This is a genomic window from Vibrio sp. RC2502, assembly GCF_054850435.1.
In genome coordinates this window covers 1528827-1547504 of sequence record NZ_CM141453.1, presented here as the reverse complement: position 1 = coordinate 1547504, position 18678 = coordinate 1528827, and the positions used below count along the sequence as shown (strand labels likewise).

The following is an 18678-nucleotide window of genomic DNA, read 5'->3' as shown; positions in this document are numbered from 1 at the left end:
TCCTTACGCTTTACGAATGTTACATAGGGTTACTTTGGTTTCCTGCATCAAAGTAACAGGGTCGTAACCGTAAGTGGTTGCCGTGTTGGCGGCTTCGCCAACAACATAAGGTTGCGTGCCTTCTGGGTATTTAGGACGTAGGTCTTCACCTTCGAACTTACCGCCAAAGTGGAACGGAATGAACGCCAAGCCAGGTTTCACACGACGTGTTACCATCGCTTTCACCTTGATTCGCCCCTTCTCTGCACCTTCAACCCAAACATCATCACCATCTCTGAAGCCAAGATCGTTCGCGTCTTTCGGGTTCACTTCAACAAACATTTCTTGTTGAAGCTCGGCAAGCCAAGGGTTTGAACGCGTCTCTTCACCACCACCTTCGTATTCAACCAGACGGCCAGAAGTCAGAACGATTGGGTACTCGCCCGATTTGTCTTGCTCTTGAATTGATTTATACAACGTAGGAACACGGAAGATTGCATCTTTGTCATCCCAAGTTGGGTAATCCGTTACAAGGTCACGACGTGGTGTGTACAGTGGTTCACGATGCAGTGGTACGCGGTCTGGGAACGTCCAAACAATCGCACGCGCTTTCGCGTTACCAAATGGGATACAACCGTGCTTGATCGCGACACGCTGAATACCGCCAGAAAGGTCAGTCTTCCAGTTTTTACCCTCTGCTGCCGCTTTCTCTTCAGCCGTTAGATCGTCCCACCAACCAAGTTGTTTCAACAACTTGTCAGTGAATTCTGGGTAACCGTCTTTGATTTCACAGCCTTTCGAGTAGCTGTCTTCTGCAAGAAGACTCTTGCCTTCGAATTCCACACCAAAGCGCGTACGGAAGTTACCGCCACCTTCGGCAACCGTCTTAGACGTATCGTACAGAATGTGTGTGCCTGGGTGTTTCATTTCCGGCGTACCCCAACATGGCCAAGGTAGACCGTAGGTTTCACCGTTGACAGGGCCACCTTCCGCTTCCAATGTGGTTTTGTGGAACGTATGCCAGTTTTGTTGGTGCGCTTTCAAACGCTCTGGGCTTTGGCCTGTGTAACCAATCGTCCACATGCCTTTGTTGAATTCACGCGTTAGGTCTTCAATCACCGGCTGGTTGTTTTCAACACGGATGTTTTTGAACAGAAGATCTGAATAGCCCAGTTTCTTCGAAAGCAGGTACATGATTTCATGGTCAGGTTTTGATTCGAACAAAGGTTCAATCACCTGATCACGCCATTGCAGAGAGCGGTTAGAAGCGGTAACACTGCCGTATGTTTCAAACTGCGTTGTTGCAGGAAGCAAGTAAACGCCGTCGGTACGGTCGTTCATTACCGCAGCAACAGTTGGGTATGGGTCCACAATCACCATCATGTCCAACTTCTGCATCGCTTTTTTCATCTCAACACCACGTGTTTGAGAGTTCACTGCGTGACCCCAGTAGAACATTGCACGGATGTTTTCGCGTTGACGAATGTTGTCTTTGTTTTCTAGTACGCCATCCACCCAACGAGATACAGGAATACCTGCACTGTTCATTGGTTTTTGACCACCGTAAGCATTGTCATCGAAACGACCTTTAATCCATTCGTAATCGATTTCCCACACTTTTGACCAGTGTCGCCAAGCACCTTCAGAAAGGCCGTAGTAACCCGGTAGCGTGTCAGAAAGTACGCCAAGGTCGGTCGCGCCTTGTACGTTATCGTGACCACGGAAGATGTTTGCGCCGCCGCCTGATTTACCAATGTTACCAAGCGCTAGCTCAAGCACACAGTAAGCACGTGTGTTGTTGTTACCAGTAGTATGCTGAGTACCACCCATACACCAAACAATACAGCCCGGGCGATTTTCAGAAAGCAGTTTTGCTGTTTGGTAAACGTCTTCTTCGCTTACGCCTGTTACGCGCTCAACTTCTGCTGGCGTCCACTTCGCTACTTCAGCACGGATTTCATCCATACCGAATACACGTTGACGGATGAACTCTTTATCTTCCCATTGGTTTTCGAAGATGTGCCACAACACACCCCAAATGAATGCTACGTCAGAACCAGGACGAAGTGAGACATAGTGATCCGATTTTGCTGCCGTACGTGTACGACGAGGATCCGCTACGACGATCTTACAGTTGTTCTTCTCTTTCGCGATCAGAATGTGCTGCATCGCTACTGGGTGTGCTTCAGCTGGGTTTGAACCAATGAACAGCATCGACTTACAGTTGTGCATGTCATTGAAAGAGTTGGTCATCGCACCGTAACCCCAAGTGTTCGCTACACCCGCCACGGTTGTTGAGTGACAAATACGCGCTTGGTGGTCAACGTTGTTAGTGCCCCAAAGTGATGCCATTTTGCGGAACAAGTACGCTTGTTCGTTGCTGTGCTTTGCGCTTCCCAAGAAGTAAACCGAATCAGGGCCAGACTCTTTGCGGATGTCCATCACCTTGTTACCGATTTCTTCGATCGCTTGATCCCAAGAAAGCTTTTTCCACTTACCGTTTTCAAGCTTCATTGGGTATTTAAGACGGCGCTCACCGTGGCCATGTTCACGCAGTGCTGCGCCTTTTGCACAGTGTCCACCGGCGTTAAATGGGTGGTCGAATGCAGGCTCTTGACCCGTCCAAACACCATTTTGAACTTCTGCGTAAATACCACAACCCACTGAACAGTGAGAACAGATAGTACGTTTTACTTCTGTTTTCGCTTCTGGGTCGACTGATTTTGCTTGCGCCTTTTTCATCATTCCCGGTGCGAATAGACTAGCACCAACCACTGCGCCACCAGCGGCAAGCGAAGTGTTTTTCATGAATGCACGACGAGATACGCCAAGCTGGTTCGTTTCTTTGCTCACACTGTCGGAGCGTTTGACAAGTTTCATCCGTTATCTCCTAAAGTGTGTCGTAGTAATCGCGAATGTGTTGAGTTTCACGATACCCTTTCTTCTTCACGTCTTTTTCAGAAGGCTCAACCGTTTCTGAAGCAACGGCCACTTTTGTGGTTCCCGCAACAACAGCACCAGCAACGGCAGCGGTTGTGAAGCCTTTTAGGAGATCCCTACGGCTTGTGTTTATTTCTTTATTATCTTTCATCATTGCTTCCTTACCTTACGGTAGATCTTTGGAGACTCATGCCTCTCTATCGATATGACCAAGTACTGCTCGATTACTCGTAATCAGTGACGTTTTTCACATCAATTTTTAATTTGCTCTTACTGCTTTTGGTATTCACGCTAAAGCGCACTTGCTCTAACGTTAAAAATGCATCGCAAAGCTGTGCAGCTGGCTTGTAGAAGTTCACGCTTTCTGCGTTCTCTAGTTGGCGCGTAAAAGATTGGAACCAAGGGGCGATGTGTTTGTTAAACACCGCTTGTTGAAGTTCTTCCTCTTCACCCGTCAGCATTGCCATCACTTCGCACAGTGCAGAAATATGGTCTTCAGGCTCTTTCACGTTCTCTTCTCGTTCGATGCCTAAAAGATCCAGATCGCGACGAATTTCCGCTAACGGTTTTTCCATCATCGAGCCAGTGCGATGCCAAGATCCGAATGGCACAACTTCACCACGTCCAATGCCAATAAACAGATCTTGATATTCTTCTTCTAATGCTTCTCGTTGCGCTTCGTTCGAGGCTTGTTGCAGTGCGAGCCAAGCTTTTTGCATCGCGCTCTCAGACGGCTCAATTTCTAGCGATTTCAAGAACGCCAGCATTTCATCAGTTGGCGCACTACGAAAAAGTGCGGATAGAACGAGATAAATGTCCGTTCTCAGTGTTTGTTCTTGTTGTGTATCCACTGCGAGCTCCTAGTATTTCAATTGATTCATTGGATCAGCAGCCATCGACTCAAACATGTCGATCACACGACAGTCTTCACACATGGCGATGCGATTAATGGCGGCTTCATCAGAGAAATGAGAATGACCACGAAGCTTGTTTTGCAGCATGTCGATCATCGATTGCGGAGCAAAAGGCTTGTGACAACGAATGCACTCGGCTGCCTTTTCTTCATGAATCACAACCGCTTTCTGGCGTTCTTCTTTCACCCAGTTCATACGAGGAGTAAGCGTCAGCACTTTCTCTGGACACGCTTTCTCGCACAGCCCACATTGAATGCAGTCTTGCTCGACGAATTTAAGCGACGGAGATTGGCCGTCCGTATGCAATGCACGTGTTGGACACACCGCCACACAGCTCATGCACAACGTACAATCTTTATTTTCACAAGAGACTGTGCCGTAAGGTGCGTTCGCTGGAAGCTCAACAATGTTCTCAACTGGAATACGTGATGCTGACAACGCATCCAACGCCGTAAATAGACGCTGACGTTTGTTACCTTGCAAATCACCTAATGCCAAATCAAAAGACTCAGTACAAAGTGTCGGAGCACCTTCACGTAGTGACTCTAGGTACAAAATGTCGATGGTTTCTTTGGCGATACCAAGTTGGTCGAGCAGCTCTTGAGCAATACCTACTTCGCTATTAAGCACACGAATAATGGTTTGAGGCATAAAACGCGAAGCCGCAAACAGCACCTGAGTGGCACCGTTCACAAGCGCGGCAAACCAAGTATCTATACCAACCGAAGGCAGTTCTTCCACCACAATTGGAATCACATTATCTGGCAATGCTTTTAGTGCCATCACGTTGTAGCTCTCGTGGCGAGAACTACAAATCAATACGATAGGATCTAAACCACCCGCTTGCTCATAGTTGGCTAGCGTACGTTCAATAAACTTTTGCGTATCTTCGGGGTTTGGCAGTGCGTAATGAATAGCTTCTGTCGGACACGCTGTAGCACAAGTACCCACGCCTTGACATAGGTATGGGTTGATCTCGATGCGATGGCCCGTTTTGTCGCTGCCTTCACTCGATAGTGCCCCTGCCGGACAAGCATCCACACAACGTTCGCAACCTTTTACGCCACGAGAGCTGTGTGCACATAGATCGGTATCTAAACGGAAGAATTTCGGTTTATCGAACGTCCCCATCAAGGTTGGAATTTCTTCCAACGCTTCAGCCAGTTTCGGATAGCCACGACCAACTGGGTAGTAGCCCGGTACTGGTACTTCTTCCGACATGCAGCTGTTTAGGCAAAGATCGAGTACGATATCGAAACAATCGCTATTGATCGCGACCTTGGCAAGATTGTTGGTCGAACCATGATTTTCAATCAGAACTTCAAACGTACCTAAGAACCCTGAAACCTGAACCGAATTGGCGTAGTAAAGCTCGGGATTTGTTCCCTTTTCGCCATCGGTAGAAAGCAGCGTTAGGCTGTTCATTTGCGACAATTGCGCTGCCGCACTTTCGATGATTGCCGTTGGACCCACAATCAAAGTATTACCGCCGCTTTCATAGCTTACGGTTGGTGGAATAAGATTGGTCAACTCTACGGTATTTTCGAAAGCGTACAGCCTCGCTTTACCGTTATTGGAAGTTGCTTGTTCTAATAATTGTTTCAGCATTGCTCAATTCCATTTATGAACATGGATAGTCTTTTCCATCTCTTAGTGTAGTTAGCGCCGGAGATTCTGCTGATTAACTTATCAATGAGCATTCTTATTCCGCCATCTCTAGGCGATGAATACTACGCAGTGCGTCCGTGCTAACTTCAACCAGATTGGTATTGAGCAACAAATAGCAAATGTCATGCCAATAAAATATCAATTAAAATTCAATCAGTTAGACATTTTACCGACAAATAGTAGGGATAAAAAAACCGGTTGAGACATTTTGTCCCAGCCGGTTCATTGAGTGTTTAGTCAAAATGTACCTATTCTTTGTGTGGTATATTTTGTCTCACCTCGTTAGGCGGTGATTCCTCAGCAAAAGTATCACTTTCACCAGATACTGTATTTATATACAGTTCATTTTCATCTTGGGTAATTCCGGCACTTTTTTCGGCGTTTGGTTCTGAGTCTTCAACCACTTCAGATGAGATATCGTCAGCGTTAAGTTCAGATCCTTGCGCCGTTTCAGCGTCTGGTTCTTCTTCCACTTTTTCTTTAACCCAATCACGCAGCGTCTCTGCGACGTCTTTAGAAAGTGACTTTAAGTTACTGTAATCATCATCGTAATCGTCTAGGCCATCACGCACATTAAATTCTTCGGACAAGAACATTTTGCGCAGCGCGGCTTTCTTAACGCTTTCTGAAGCTTCAGAAACCAGCAGTTGCGCCACAGACATTTCTTCGGGCTTTTCAGTCTCTACACTCGCGGTAATGTCTGGTGACTGACTAACCTCGTTGACGTTCAAAGCGTCTGAGCTTTCGTCAGCGTTTGAAAGCGCTGTGACACAATCTTCGGATTGCTCCGTCTCTGCTATCGGCGTGATCTCTTCATCCTGTTGGGAAGGTTCTTCTAATTTACGTTTCGACCAACGGCTTAAAAAACTAGTTGCCATTTGCTCTGCCCGCTCCTTTGCGTTTCTTACGTCTTACTTCTAACAACTCACCGTGGCGACCGATAAAGGCTTCCATCCAAGCCTGAACGGCTAACGGCATATCGTTGGATAGTACAAGGTTGTCGCCATCCATATATTGCGCCGCGACAGATTGTGAAGCCGTTAGTAGCTGTATCGCTGGTTTTTCACCAGACTCGACGTTATCCATCACTAAAAAAAGTTTAGGTTGCTGAGAGCTTAAGTTAAAGCGGTAGTCTGTACGCTCGTCTTTGTGCAATTGCAACAGACAAACATCTGGAGTCTCTTCCGTCGGATTTAGCGCAAATCCCGTCAACTGCCATTGGGTTGTCACCCAAATCCCTGTACTGATCTCATGCTCAACAAGCTCTACGCCAATTGGCCATGCGTCTTCAGTCTTCTCGTAATTGTTCTCGAAATCTTTCTTATCCGACATAACTCACCCAGTTTTTCTATTTTGGTCTGAAAACTCACAGGACATTTTGACCTTGGCTTTCATCCATTTCATCGCTACAAAGCAATAACCGCGCCAAATCAATCCTATACACAGCGCTATACTCAAGTACCAAAGTAGTTGAAACTCAAATTTATTGATGTGTCATTACTGCGATATCGCAGTTTTAATGCATTGTTGACATAAAACCTCGCAATTTTTATGGGAACCGCTATTTTGGAACGAGATTTGCTTTGCTAACCACTTAGCAAGCTAAATGCGTAGCAACCTAACGCTCTTAATCACTAGGACACGACTGTGCTGAAACCAAATATTATTAAAACCAGTGAAAATCCCCTGCAAACCATTGAAGTCGATGTGTACGACGAGTACGGCGAAAAGCTCACGAAGCAAATCGCTTGCGAGCGTCCTCTTACGGTCATGCTGAACTGGAAAGAAGTGGTCACGCTCATGACGCTAGGTTCGCGTCCAGAAGCGCTAGTACTGGGTTATTTAAAAAACCAAAGCTTCCTGTCTGATCCAGCAGCGATTGAATCCGTCATTATTGACTGGGAAACGCATTCCGCAGCGGTGATTACTAAAGAAAATACCGAACATTTAGAAGGCGCTCTGAAAAAGAAAACCGTCACATCTGGCTGTGGTCAAGGCACCATGTATGGCAACGTGATGAAACAACTTGAGAACTACCAAGTGCCTCAAGTTCCGCTTAAGCAATCAGAAATCTACTCCGCACTTGAAGCGTTGACTCATTACAACGACACCTACAAAAAAGCGGGCGCGGTGCATGGCTGTGCGGTTTGCAAAGGCAATGAGGTATTGTCATTTGTGGAAGATGTCGGCCGTCACAACGCAGTGGATACGCTTGCAGGTGAGATGTGGCTCAAAGAAGAGACAGGTGAAGATAAAATTTTCTACACAACAGGTCGCCTTACATCAGAGATGGTGATTAAAGTAGCTCAAATGGGCATTCCTGTTCTGCTTTCTCGCTCTGGCGTTACTCAAATGGGGTTAGATCTAGCGAAGCAATTTGGCATTACGACCATTGCGCGTGCGAAAGGTTTGCGATTCCAAGTATTTACCGGAGCGGACAAGATTGAGTTTGATGTGAAAGGCGAAAACGCATCTCGTTAACGAGAACACATTACAAAACCGCCGATTAGTGTAAACTTATAACGATTGGGATAAGTAAATCATCACGTTATGAAGGCTTAACTAAGCGATATAAGCCAGAAATAGCAACGTTTGTTGTAGCAATACAATACTTGTTTAATTGATGCTAACTACAGCTCATTCACAAAGGATGTGAACTATGGACAATGACCAACTGTGGAATTTTTTGCTCACGCCCAGTGGCATTATGCTCTCAATGATCATTACATTTGGTGTCGTCGGCATATATGCGTATCTAACCGGTCAGTTTAAGGATTAAGACCAATTAAAAAAGCCTCGCTAAATAGCGAGGCTTTTACTTTTCAAGCGCTGTATGAGTAATTACGCGTCAACGCCACGAGATTTCAAGAACTCAGAGTAAGTACCTTTGAAGTCTGAAATCTTGCCATCGCGAATTTCGATAATACGCGTTGCTAGCGAGTCTACGAACACACGGTCATGAGATACGAAGAACAACGTGCCTTTGTATTGCTCAAGCGCGGTGTTCAAAGATTCGATCGATTCCATGTCCATGTGGTTGGTTGGTTCGTCCATTAGCAACATGTTTGGCTTGTGCATCATCAGCTTGCCAAGCAGCATACGACCTTGCTCACCACCAGACAGTACTTTTACTGACTTCTTAATGTCGTCTTGACCAAACAGCATACGACCTAGGAAACCACGAACCACTTGCTCGTCGTCGCCCTCTTGACGCCATTGACCCATCCAATCCGTTAAGTTCATGTCTTCTGCAAACTCATGCGCGTGGTCTTGCGCGTAGTAACCGATGTTTGCATTTTCAGACCATTTGAACTCACCCGCACGAGGTTCAAGTACACCAGCAAGCGTGTTTAGAAGAGTTGTTTTACCCACACCGTTCTCACCGATGATCGCAACGCGCTCACCCACTTCAAAAATTGCATTGAAGTCTGAGAACAAGTCCTCTTCAAAACCTTGGCTTAGGTTTTCAACAATCAGAGCGTTACGGAACAGTTCTTTCGACTGTTCGAAACGAATGAATGGGTTTTGACGGCTAGACGCTTTAACTTCGTCCAGTTTGATCTTGTCAATTTGCTTCGCGCGAGACGTAGCTTGTTTTGCTTTCGATGCGTTTGCAGAGAAACGCGCCACAAAAGTTTGTAGCTCAGCGATTTGAGCTTTCTTCTTCGCGTTGTCGCTAAGTAGACGTTCGCGAGCTTGAGAAGCCGCGGTCATGTACTCGTCGTAGTTACCAGGGTAAACACGTAGTTCACCGTAATCCAAGTCAGCCATGTGCGTACATACTGAGTTTAGGAAGTGACGGTCGTGCGAGATGATGATCATCGTGCAGTTACGCGCGTTTAGCGTGTCTTCCAACCAACGGATTGTATCCATGTCCAAGTTGTTGGTTGGTTCGTCAAGTAGCATGATGTCTGGGTCAGCAAACAGGATTTGCGCTAGAAGCACACGCAGTTTCCAACCTGGAGCCACTTCGCTCATTAAACCGAAGTGTTGTTCCATTGGGATGCCTACAGCAAGAAGCAGTTCACCCGCTTTTGCTTCTGCCATGTAGCCGTCCATTTCCGCGAATTGAACTTCAAGGTCAGCCACTTTCATGCCGTCTTCTTCGCTCATTTCTGGCAAAGAGTAAATACGGTCACGCTCTTGCTTCACTTCCCAAAGCTCTTTGTGACCCATGATTACCGTGTCGATAACCGTGAATTCTTCGTACGCGAACTGATCCTGGTTTAGCTTTGCAACGCGCTCATTTGGATCGTAGCTTACGTTACCGCCTGTTGGCTCAAGCTCACCGCTTAAGATCTTCATAAAGGTTGATTTACCACAACCGTTAGCCCCGATTAAGCCATAGCGGTTACCTTCGCCAAACTTAACTGAGATGTTTTCAAATAACGGCTTAGCGCCAAATTGTTGAGTGATATTCGCTGTGGAGATCAAAACCTTTACCTTAGCAATTTAAGTGTATTGAGAAAAAACCGGGCAACGGTACTGCTTCAAGCTACATACTTCAAGTTTTGTTTTTATTAATTAATGGGAAATATGTTTCGTTACCTGTGTTTTTCTGTACGAAAAGGCGAAAAACCCATGTCATTTGTCGTACTTAAAGTGGCAACGAAGGATAAGATGAGTAGATAAGAAAAAGGCCAGTCTTCACTGACCTTTTTTGATGGAACTGGCGTTGGTTTACGTTACGCGATGTTCGTCACTTCCAGCAGTAGCTCGGCTTTCTTCGGTAAATAGATGCTGAATGTACTTCCTTTACCCCATTCAGACTCTGCTTTTAACTCACCACCCGTTTGGCTGAGAATACTTTGGGAGACCGATAGCCCTAGCCCTGTGCCGTCGCGTTTCGTCGTGTAAAACGGTGAGAAAATTCGATTTAAGTTTTCTGGTTTGATACCACAACCATCGTCGATAACATGAATCGCTGCGCCCTTTATTTCACCTTCTTCAATCCAATCTTCACTCATTACGATCAGTTTTCCTTTGCCGTTCATCGCATGAATGGCATTCATTTGCAGGTTAACCAAAATTTGTAGCAAGTGATGGCGATTAATTTCGACTGGCGTATGCGCTTGTAAATCGGTAATAAATTCGACGTCGCGCTTCTTAGTACCGGTTTTGACCAAGGTGATGCTCTCATCAATGATCGGGTTGACATGTTGCCAAGTGATTTCATCTTGAACACCGCCTTGGCGACTGTATTGCAATAAACTGCGAGTGATATTGCGGATACGGTCAATTTGCGCGTGAATTGCATCAATTTCTTCTTGAACTCGACTCGCATCTTCACCCAACTCAAAGTGAATCAACTCAACGTTACCAAGAATTACCGCAGTTGGATTATTGATTTCGTGTGCAATCCCGGCGGTCAGCTCACCGAGCGCCGCCAGTTTTTCATGCACTACCAATTTATCGCGGGTTTGGTTGAGCAACTGAATGTGAAGTTCGAGTTCCTCAGTTTTTTCTCGCAAGCTAGCCGTTCGCTCTTGAACTTTACACTCCAACTGCGCCGCAGCATTTTTGAGTTCGATTTTGCGATCTTCCAAGGCGTCAAGCATATTGTCGAACTGTCTAGCCAACTGCGCCAACTCATGATGATCATCCAACCCCAGGGGACCAATACGTTTCTCTTTGCCAAGTTGAACGAGCTTAACGACTTTATGAATGCGCTCTATTGGTCGGAACAAATCACGCGAACCACGATAAACCATGACGCCAGAAACCAGTAATAGCATTAAGGTAATAAGGCTGATTTCGGCGATGTTGGTCATGTATGCTTTCACAAATGGCCACATCAGGTAGCCGGTATAAAGCATACCAATGACGTTATCGTACTGGTCTTTGATTGGTTGATAAGCGGTGATGTACCACGCATCGTACACATACGCGCGGTCGACCCATTGCTGACCTTGAGAGAGCACTTGGTTATACACTTCAGCACTCACTCGCGTACCAATAGCGCGCCCTAGCCTATGATCGCTGTCTAGAGGAACATTGGTGCTCACACGCAAATCATCAAGAAACACGGTCAACGTACCCACAGGGCGAAGGCGGTCATTATCACTGAGATAAATGAGATCGCGGATTTGATCCACCAGTACAGTACTGTTGTTGAGGAGCAAACCACCATCAAGGAAGCCGATCAAATCGTTCGCTTGGCTGTATACCGGAATAACGGTACGACTCACCAAGCCGCGCGCTTCCATTCCACCATCAGCCAGAATGGGCACTTCGGCCCGTTTGGCGAGTTCCGGATCGAGCTGTTCGAGTTCTTCCCGATTGAGTACATCAAAAAACGATTCGCGCTTGGTGAGATCCATAAAACGGAATTTGTTTTCCATCGAATTAACGCGTTGGAAAGAGAGAAAGTCTAGGGAGTAACGTTTTTTCTGTTCAGTAACCCACTTTTGTAGCTCGTCTTGTGGTGTCCCTTGATTTATTCGAGTTCGGAAGTCGTAGGAGTCAGCAAACGCTCGCACGTAATTGGCTTGCTTTTGTTGTAACAACGTCACGCTGTTATTTGCCACACCCAAACGCTCTGACACATCCAGCAGCGCGTTTTGCCACGTGTAATGGATAGACCAATAAATCGTAATACCGATCAGCGCTATCAACGTAAGGAAGATCGGTGCAGAGGTTAAAATCAATAAGCGATAACGCACCATGGTTTTAAAACGGTGCGTCCATTTCGACAATCCTTTGTGCTGCTGCCAGTTAGTCGGCATATCCCTCATCCTCAGAATCCCATTCTTTGTATTTGCGTTCTAACGTCTTGCGGGCAACGCCTAAGTCGCGCGCCGCTGCCGATTTATTGCCTTCATGCAAATTAACGACTTGTTTGATGTGCGCTTTCTCGACTTCTTTTAAAGTCCAATTGTTTGGGTAGCCTTCGCCAGTAAATTCTTTGCCTTCTCTAAAAGTTGGTAACTCGGCGGAGTGAGAAACGGTAATCGATACATTAGGCAGAGAATGACCACCGTTCAGCTCTCGCCAGTAATGCGCTGGTGGCTTACCAAGTAAAATGCAGCGCTCGATGAGGTTCTTCAGCTCACGAATGTTGCCCGGCCAATCGTACTCACTCATGGCTTCCATGTCTTCGTGCGCCCATTTTGGCGCAGGCATACCGAGCTCGCGCGTCAGCATGTTGCTGAAAAATGGCACTAACTCAAATAAGTCGGTTTTGCGCTCTCGCAGCGGACACACTTCAATTTTCAGAACGTTTAAACGGTAATATAGGTCACTGCGGAAATTGCCTTGGTTGACCTCTTCTTGCAGATTACGGTTGGTTGCCGCCACGATACGGACATCAATGCTGATCTCTCTTTCTGAACCGACAGGACGAATTGTACGCTGCTCTAACACACGCAATAATGATGCCTGCATGGAAAGCGGCATTTCCCCAATTTCATCAAGGAATAAAGTGCCGCCATTCGCTACGCGGAACAAACCTTCGCGTGACTTTTTCGCTCCAGTAAACGCACCTGATGTGTGACCAAATAACTCACTTTCGAGTAGCTCTGGCGCAATCGCCCCACAGTTGATAGGCACAAATGGGCCCGTTCGCCCACTTGCTTGATGAATGCCTCGCGCGACCAACTCTTTGCCCGTGCCAGATTCGCCTTCAACCAATACTGAGGCTCGTGATGGAGCAAACTGTGTGATAAGTTGTTTGAGCTGACGCGTTTTTTCTGAACCACCAATGATCTCGGAAGTATTGTGACGCTGATAATCACGCTTCATGGCGTACTGCATGCGCTCGTTCAAACGGCGATCCATACAGCGGCTGACCGCTTTTAACATCTGCTCAAGGTTGAATGGTTTGAGGATAAAGTCGGAAGCACCGAGCTGCAGCGCTCGAATGGCAATTTCTAGATCCGCATAACCCGTCATGAAAATCACATCGGCGCGTTTTTCATCATCTTCAAACGCTTCTTCCCACTCAATCCCAGAACGCCCCGGCAGATTAATATCCAGCAAAATCAAATCATAATGGCGAGAATTGCGCAGTTGTTCTGCTTCTTCGATGCTGCCAGCGGTGTCGACATGTGAGAAAAGCTTTCCCAATGCCTTTTTTAAAATGGCTTGCATGCCCAATTCATCATCAACGACCAGTACGGAAAAGGCGTTATATTGTTGGTTTGTACTAATATGGGATTGAGTAGACATATTTACCCCAGATGGATTCGGATGGGACAGAGTGTACCAAGTTTGAAACGATATACCCTACAAAAAGTGCGACATTTTGTACCAACGCAAACTTTTGTGCAAATAACTCCATGAATCCGCGCATAAATCAAACATTTTTGGCTTGTAAAATGTTGGCATCTTGTTTGCTATAAGGGGTATCAAAGTGATCTCAGGATGTTGGAGAACTTGCTATTCCAACACCCTAAAGCAACTTGTGATTTGAGCAATCAAGATCGCTCCGGAGACTTCGCTGTCACCTAGACGGATAGAAGCCAAAGAATCATTGGAAAGGAAACACATAAAAATGAAAAAAATTGCGCTAACATTGGCCGCAACGTCAATCACGCTTGTAAGCTACTCTGCATTTTCTGCTCAAGACGCTGAACACGTCCGCCTAGCAACTACAACCAGTACTTACCACTCAGGCTTGCTTGACTACCTACTTCCACAATTTGAAAAAGACACTGGCTACAAAGTCGATGTTATTGCTGCCGGTACTGGTAAAGCGCTAAAAATGGGCGAAAACGGTGACGTAGATTTGGTGATGACTCACGCACCAAAAGCCGAAGGCACATTCGTTGAGAAAGGCTACGGCGTTCTACCTCGTAAGCTGATGTACAACGACTTTGTGATTGTTGGCCCTAAAGCAGATCCAGCAAAAATCAAAGATGACGAAAGCGTGTTAGATGTATTCAAAGAGATCGCGAACAAAAACGCAACGTTCATCTCTCGCGGCGATGATTCTGGTACGCACAAAAAAGAAATGGGCTTTTGGGCTCAAACTAAAATCGAACCAAACTTTGGTGGCTACCGCAGCGTAGGTCAAGGTATGGGTCCAACTCTGAACATGGCGTCTGAAATGCAAGGCTACACAATGTCAGACCGCGGTACATGGTTGGCTTACCAAAACAAATTGGATCTAGACATTCTGTTCCAAGGCGATGAAAAACTGTTTAACCCGTACCAAGTTATTCTTGTTAACCCTGAGCGCTACCCAACAATCAATTACCAAGGCGCAAAAGCTTTCAGTGATTGGTTGGTGAACCCTCGCGGTCAGGAACTTATCAATGGTTTCCGCCTGAACGGTAAACAACTGTTTGTTGCGAATGCTGAGAGCAAATAACGCAATATGAATCTTGCTGATACAACACTGGAAGCGCTTCGCTTGCTGGTGAATTTTGATGCAGACCTATGGGAGATCGTTGCGGTCTCCTTTAGTGTTTCTATCACGGCAATATCCTTGGTGGTATTGCCGGCTATTTTGATGTCCTTTGTACTGGCGTATACCGACTTTCGCGGGAAATGGTTCTTGCTGTCGATCGTGAATACGCTGCAAGCGGTTCCTACCGTCGTGATTGGCCTTTTGCTGTATATGTTGCTATCACGCGCTGGCCCTTGGGGAGACTGGCAAATGCTGTTCACTCAGAAGGCGATGATCTTCGGCCAAATGGTGATCTGCTTCCCTGTTTTGGTATCGATGATGCATGGTGCATTGCAATCTAGCGACCGTCGCGCAGTGGAAACCGCCATCACTCTAGGCGTCTCCATTCCGCGCGTTGCTGCTACGATGATTTGGGAAACCCGCTTTCCTCTACTTGCAGCTATCATTGCAGGGTTCTCACGTATCGTAACCGAGGTGGGCTGCTCAATGATGGTGGGCGGAAACATTATGGGCGTAACGCGCAATATTCCGACCGCTATCGCAATGGAAAGCAGCAAAGGTGCTTTTGCGCAAGGAGTTGCATTAGGAATTGTATTACTATCTTTAGCGTTGGCACTAAACTTCTTCTTATCAAGCATGAGAGGCAAAGGCTACCTCAGAACATAGAACATGAAGCAAACAAACGACTCACCATTAACCCCATGTAGAGGCGCATTATGACTATAAAAATCACCGCCGAGCAGTTATCCATGCGCTTTAAAGAGCGTGTGCTTTTCCACATCCCTGAGTTAGCCATCGGCCCAAATGATGCCATTTATCTCAAGGGTGACAATGGTGTGGGCAAAACTACCCTACTCAAAATCCTTGCTGGCTTGCTAAAACCTTCTACTGGCGATGTTGTTGCACCAAAAGATACGTGGCTGAAAAGACTGACGCGCCGCAACGGCCGTGTCGATGTGATTTATCTCCATCAATCTCCTTACCTTTTTGATGGCACTGTTTATGAGAACGTAGTCTATGGAGTGAAATATCAACAAGACACACCAAAAGATAAGCGAGCTCAAGTTATTCACGCACTACGCATGGTAGGTTTAGAAACATTAGCGGACGAACATATCTCCGTGTTGTCCGGCGGTGAAAAACAGCGTGTTGCCATGGCAAGAGCTTGGATCTTAAAACCGTCGATTTTATTGATGGATGAGCCAAGTGCGTCTTTAGACAAAGAGTCCATTGAACGATTGGTGGTGATGGCGAAAGATCTTTTGGATCGTGGTTCCAGTATCGTGGTGACAAGCCATCAAACCAACGCACTGACCGACTTATGTAAAAAACAGTGGTGGATTAAAGACAAGACTTTGATAGAGTCTCCTCTGTTGTATGTCATACCAAAAGAAACATCCCAAGAGAATGCATATGCTTCAACCAACACAAACTAGTTGGGTCATTTTGGCTGGTGGCCAAGCCAGCCGTATGGGTGGAAAAGATAAAGGTCTGATTGAATTAAATCAGAAGCCACTCATCGAACACGTTATTGAACGTTTATCTCCACAAACACCACGCATTTTAATTAATGCCAATCGAAACCAAGATGCGTACAGCAAATTTGGTTTCGTATTTAGTGATCAATTCAAAGATTTCCCTGGACCTATGGGCGGTATTCACGCGGGTTTGATGCATGCTGAAACTGACTGGGTCGGATTTGTACCTTGCGATAGCCCTCAAATTAACACCGACCTTGTCGAGCGTTTCTGCCAGGCCGTCAAAGCAGACAGCGATATTTTGGTCGCTCATGATGGTGACCATCAGCAACCTGTTTTCACGCTCTACCACAAACGCGTACTGCCAAAACTCACCGCATTTTTAGAACGTGGCGACCGCAAAATCATTCTGCTCTACAAAGAGTGCAACACCAGTTACGTTGACTTTAGCGACTCACCAAACTGTTTCGTCAACTTGAACACTCCGGAAGAACTGGCGCAATTTGGACAATTAGAATCATGAAACACACGCTAAATATTCCTACTCTTGGTTTTGCAGCTTATTCAGGCACAGGCAAAACCACGCTACTTGAAGCCCTATTGCCAAAGCTGACTGAAGCAGGTTTACGCATTGGCATGCTAAAACATGCGCACCACAACTTCGATGTCGATAAGCCGGGTAAAGACAGCTACCGTTTACGCAAAGCCGGCGCGTCTCAAATGCTGATTGCTTCTCGCAACCGTTTTGCGTTAATGACAGAAACGCCAGAAGCCGAAGCAGAGTTTGAATACCTATTAACACGTTTCGATGAAGACAAGCTCGATGTAGTTTTGGTCGAAGGCTGTAAAAACATCGCGTTTCCTAAAATTGAATTGCACCGTGAAGAAGTGGGTAAACCTTGGCTTTACCCTCACGATGAAAACATCATTGCTATCGCTTCCGACACTGCGGAGTTAGATTCTGAGCTCCCTCAAATGAACATCAATGATTTGGATGCCATCGCTCAATTTGTTCTTCAATACGTTCAAGATGCAAAAGCACCAAAATCTAAAGAGAAAGACGCCGCATGTTGCGACACACTTTCTCCGGCTTTCCTTTCTGTGGTTCAAGGCCAAGAAAAAATCCTTTCTTTGGTGAACACGGTTTCGGAAATAGAAGCATGCAAGATTGAAAACGCCTATGGCCGCGTTCTCGCGGAACATATCATTTCACCAGTAAACGTGCCGCAGTACACCAACTCCGCGATGGACGGTTACGCCATCCGCAGTGATGATGTTGACCGCGATAGCTACCAAGTGGTTGCTGAAGTGATGGCGGGCCATGCTTACGATCAGCCTCTTGAAGTTGGTCAAGCGGTGAAGATCATGACTGGCGCACCAACACCACTTAACGGCAACACAGTGGTCATGCGTGAGCAAGCCTCTCAAGAAGGTGACAAGGTCACCTTTAACGGTGCGCATATCAAAACAGGCCAAAACGTTCGTCAAGCAGGTGAAGATCTCACTATCGGCAGTGACGTCTTTACCGCAGGCACTCGCCTAGCCTCTCCAGAAATGGGCATGATCGCTTCGCTTGGTTTTGGTGAAGCGAATGTGTTCCGCAAATTGAAAGTTGCCGTGTTCTCCACCGGTGACGAAGTACAAGCGCCGGGAACAGAGCAAAAAGCGAATTCTATCTACGATTCCAACCGTTTTACCATCATGGGCATGCTTGAAAAGCTCGGCTGCGAGATCTTGGACTTCGGTATTCTGGAAGACAATGAACAGTTAATGATTGAAGCGTTGGAAAACGCATCGGCGCAAGCAGACGTGGTTATGACTTCTGGTGGCGTATCCGTTGGTGATGCGGATTACATCAAACTTGCCTTGGATAAACTTGGTCAAATCGATTTTTGGCGAATCAACATGCGTCCGGGACGTCCATTAGCGTTTGGTCAAATCAACAACAAGCCGTTCTTTGGTCTGCCGGGCAACCCTGTTGCCGTGATGGTCTCTTTCATTAACTTTGTCGAGCCTGCACTGCGTAAGATGCAAGGCGAACAAGGCTGGAAGCCTCTGAAAGTGAATGCCATCGCGACTGAGAATCTTCGCTCTCGCCAAGGTCGTACCGAGTTTAGTCGAGGAATCTATGAACTGGATGACACTGGCCGTTTAACCGTTCGTACAACAGGCAAGCAAGGCTCTGGTATTTTGCGCTCAATGAGTGAGGCGAACTGTTTGATCGAAATCTCCCCAGCTATTGATACAGTAAAAGCGGGAGAAAGCGTGACAATTATCCCACTTCAAGGCAGAATCTAGCCCAAACTAGAAATTCAAAGGTCAGCGAGTCTGGCCTTTTTGTTTAATACAG

Annotated in this window: 15 protein-coding genes; 6 read left to right on the top strand and 9 right to left on the bottom strand. The window is 46.4% G+C overall.

What is annotated here, in order from left to right; all coding sequences use genetic code 11:
* Positions 1-3: 3 nt before the first annotated feature.
* From ACYJZR_RS07360 to ACYJZR_RS07335, 6 genes are all read right to left on the bottom strand, one after another.
* Complete coding sequence (locus ACYJZR_RS07360) at positions 4-2859, bottom strand: formate dehydrogenase subunit alpha (protein ID WP_005453899.1); 2856 nt, start codon at positions 2857-2859, stop codon at positions 4-6.
* A 10-nt stretch (positions 2860-2869) separates the two neighbouring features.
* Positions 2870-3070, bottom strand: a complete 201-nt coding sequence (locus ACYJZR_RS07355; protein WP_005396171.1) for a twin-arginine translocation signal domain-containing protein — start codon at positions 3068-3070, stop codon at positions 2870-2872.
* Positions 3071-3143: 73 nt separating this feature from the next.
* Positions 3144-3770, bottom strand: coding sequence for a TorD/DmsD family molecular chaperone (locus ACYJZR_RS07350; RefSeq protein ID WP_406966342.1), 627 nt, complete (start codon positions 3768-3770; stop codon positions 3144-3146).
* Positions 3771-3779: 9 nt separating this feature from the next.
* Positions 3780-5441: a 4Fe-4S dicluster domain-containing protein gene (locus ACYJZR_RS07345; RefSeq protein ID WP_020903769.1), complete on the bottom strand. Its 1662-nt coding sequence runs from the start codon at positions 5439-5441 to the stop codon at positions 3780-3782.
* A 308-nt stretch (positions 5442-5749) separates the two neighbouring features.
* Positions 5750-6379, bottom strand: a complete 630-nt coding sequence (locus ACYJZR_RS07340) for a DUF3306 domain-containing protein (RefSeq protein WP_023625031.1) — start codon at positions 6377-6379, stop codon at positions 5750-5752.
* Positions 6369-6833, bottom strand: a complete 465-nt coding sequence (locus tag ACYJZR_RS07335) for a DUF3305 domain-containing protein (RefSeq protein WP_005396177.1) — start codon at positions 6831-6833, stop codon at positions 6369-6371. Before ACYJZR_RS07335 ends, ACYJZR_RS07340 begins: the two co-directional genes overlap by 11 nt.
* Positions 6834-7148: 315 nt before the next feature.
* Between ACYJZR_RS07335 and ACYJZR_RS07330 the strand changes: the two genes are divergently transcribed.
* Positions 7149-7982: a formate dehydrogenase accessory sulfurtransferase FdhD gene (locus tag ACYJZR_RS07330; RefSeq protein ID WP_005453887.1), complete on the top strand. Its 834-nt coding sequence runs from the start codon at positions 7149-7151 to the stop codon at positions 7980-7982.
* A gap of 360 nt (positions 7983-8342) precedes the next feature.
* Here ACYJZR_RS07330 and ACYJZR_RS07325 read toward each other — a convergent pair whose 3' ends face one another.
* From ACYJZR_RS07325 to ACYJZR_RS07315, 3 genes are all read right to left on the bottom strand, one after another.
* A complete protein-coding gene (locus ACYJZR_RS07325) occupies positions 8343-9935 on the bottom strand; it encodes an ABC-F family ATPase (protein WP_005453913.1) in 1593 nt (530 codons plus the stop codon).
* 251 nt (positions 9936-10186) lie between these two features.
* Positions 10187-12226, bottom strand: coding sequence for a sensor histidine kinase (locus ACYJZR_RS07320; RefSeq protein WP_005495055.1), 2040 nt, complete (start codon positions 12224-12226; stop codon positions 10187-10189).
* Entirely contained in the window at positions 12216-13667 is a 1452-nt protein-coding gene (locus tag ACYJZR_RS07315) for a sigma-54-dependent transcriptional regulator (protein WP_005453875.1), read from the bottom strand. The genes ACYJZR_RS07320 and ACYJZR_RS07315 overlap by 11 nt, the downstream gene beginning before the upstream one ends.
* Positions 13668-13992: 325 nt before the next feature.
* On the opposite strand from ACYJZR_RS07315, the gene ACYJZR_RS07310 reads away from it, so the two are divergent.
* Genes ACYJZR_RS07310 through ACYJZR_RS07290 form a run of 5 tightly spaced genes read left to right on the top strand, consistent with a single transcriptional unit; the run spans position 13993 to position 18626 of the window.
* Positions 13993-14811, top strand: coding sequence for an ABC transporter substrate-binding protein (locus tag ACYJZR_RS07310; protein WP_015296729.1), 819 nt, complete (start codon positions 13993-13995; stop codon positions 14809-14811).
* A 6-nt stretch (positions 14812-14817) separates the two neighbouring features.
* Complete coding sequence (locus ACYJZR_RS07305; protein ID WP_005396188.1) at positions 14818-15516, top strand: ABC transporter permease; 699 nt, start codon at positions 14818-14820, stop codon at positions 15514-15516.
* A gap of 50 nt (positions 15517-15566) precedes the next feature.
* The gene (locus tag ACYJZR_RS07300) at positions 15567-16286 is read left to right on the top strand and encodes an energy-coupling factor ABC transporter ATP-binding protein (protein WP_025522065.1); all 720 of its coding nucleotides are present in this window, start codon (positions 15567-15569) and stop codon (positions 16284-16286) included.
* Positions 16264-16851: a molybdenum cofactor guanylyltransferase MobA gene (gene mobA, locus ACYJZR_RS07295; RefSeq protein WP_025499924.1), complete on the top strand. Its 588-nt coding sequence runs from the start codon at positions 16264-16266 to the stop codon at positions 16849-16851. The genes ACYJZR_RS07300 and mobA overlap by 23 nt, the downstream gene beginning before the upstream one ends.
* Positions 16848-18626, top strand: a complete 1779-nt coding sequence (locus ACYJZR_RS07290; RefSeq protein WP_406966341.1) for a bifunctional molybdopterin-guanine dinucleotide biosynthesis adaptor protein MobB/molybdopterin molybdotransferase MoeA — start codon at positions 16848-16850, stop codon at positions 18624-18626. The genes mobA and ACYJZR_RS07290 overlap by 4 nt, the downstream gene beginning before the upstream one ends.
* The last annotated feature ends 52 nt before the right edge of the window (positions 18627-18678 follow it).

Excerpts from the sequence above, each read along its gene's own strand:
- ACYJZR_RS07290 (WP_406966341.1), top strand. The coding sequence starts at position 16,848 with ATGAAACACACGCTAAATATTCCTACTCTTGGTTTTGCAGCTTATTCA.
- ACYJZR_RS07305 (WP_005396188.1), top strand. The coding sequence starts at position 14,818 with ATGAATCTTGCTGATACAACACTGGAAGCGCTTCGCTTGCTGGTGAAT.
- ACYJZR_RS07360 (WP_005453899.1), bottom strand. The coding sequence starts at position 2,859 with ATGAAACTTGTCAAACGCTCCGACAGTGTGAGCAAAGAAACGAACCAG.
- ACYJZR_RS07355 (WP_005396171.1), bottom strand. The coding sequence starts at position 3,070 with ATGAAAGATAATAAAGAAATAAACACAAGCCGTAGGGATCTCCTAAAA.
- mobA (WP_025499924.1), top strand. The coding sequence starts at position 16,264 with ATGCTTCAACCAACACAAACTAGTTGGGTCATTTTGGCTGGTGGCCAA.
- ACYJZR_RS07315 (WP_005453875.1), bottom strand. The coding sequence starts at position 13,667 with ATGTCTACTCAATCCCATATTAGTACAAACCAACAATATAACGCCTTT.
- ACYJZR_RS07310 (WP_015296729.1), top strand. The coding sequence starts at position 13,993 with ATGAAAAAAATTGCGCTAACATTGGCCGCAACGTCAATCACGCTTGTA.
- ACYJZR_RS07320 (WP_005495055.1), bottom strand. The coding sequence starts at position 12,226 with ATGCCGACTAACTGGCAGCAGCACAAAGGATTGTCGAAATGGACGCAC.
- ACYJZR_RS07335 (WP_005396177.1), bottom strand. The coding sequence starts at position 6,833 with ATGTCGGATAAGAAAGATTTCGAGAACAATTACGAGAAGACTGAAGAC.
- ACYJZR_RS07340 (WP_023625031.1), bottom strand. The coding sequence starts at position 6,379 with ATGGCAACTAGTTTTTTAAGCCGTTGGTCGAAACGTAAATTAGAAGAA.
- ACYJZR_RS07345 (WP_020903769.1), bottom strand. The coding sequence starts at position 5,441 with ATGCTGAAACAATTATTAGAACAAGCAACTTCCAATAACGGTAAAGCG.
- ACYJZR_RS07300 (WP_025522065.1), top strand. The coding sequence starts at position 15,567 with ATGACTATAAAAATCACCGCCGAGCAGTTATCCATGCGCTTTAAAGAG.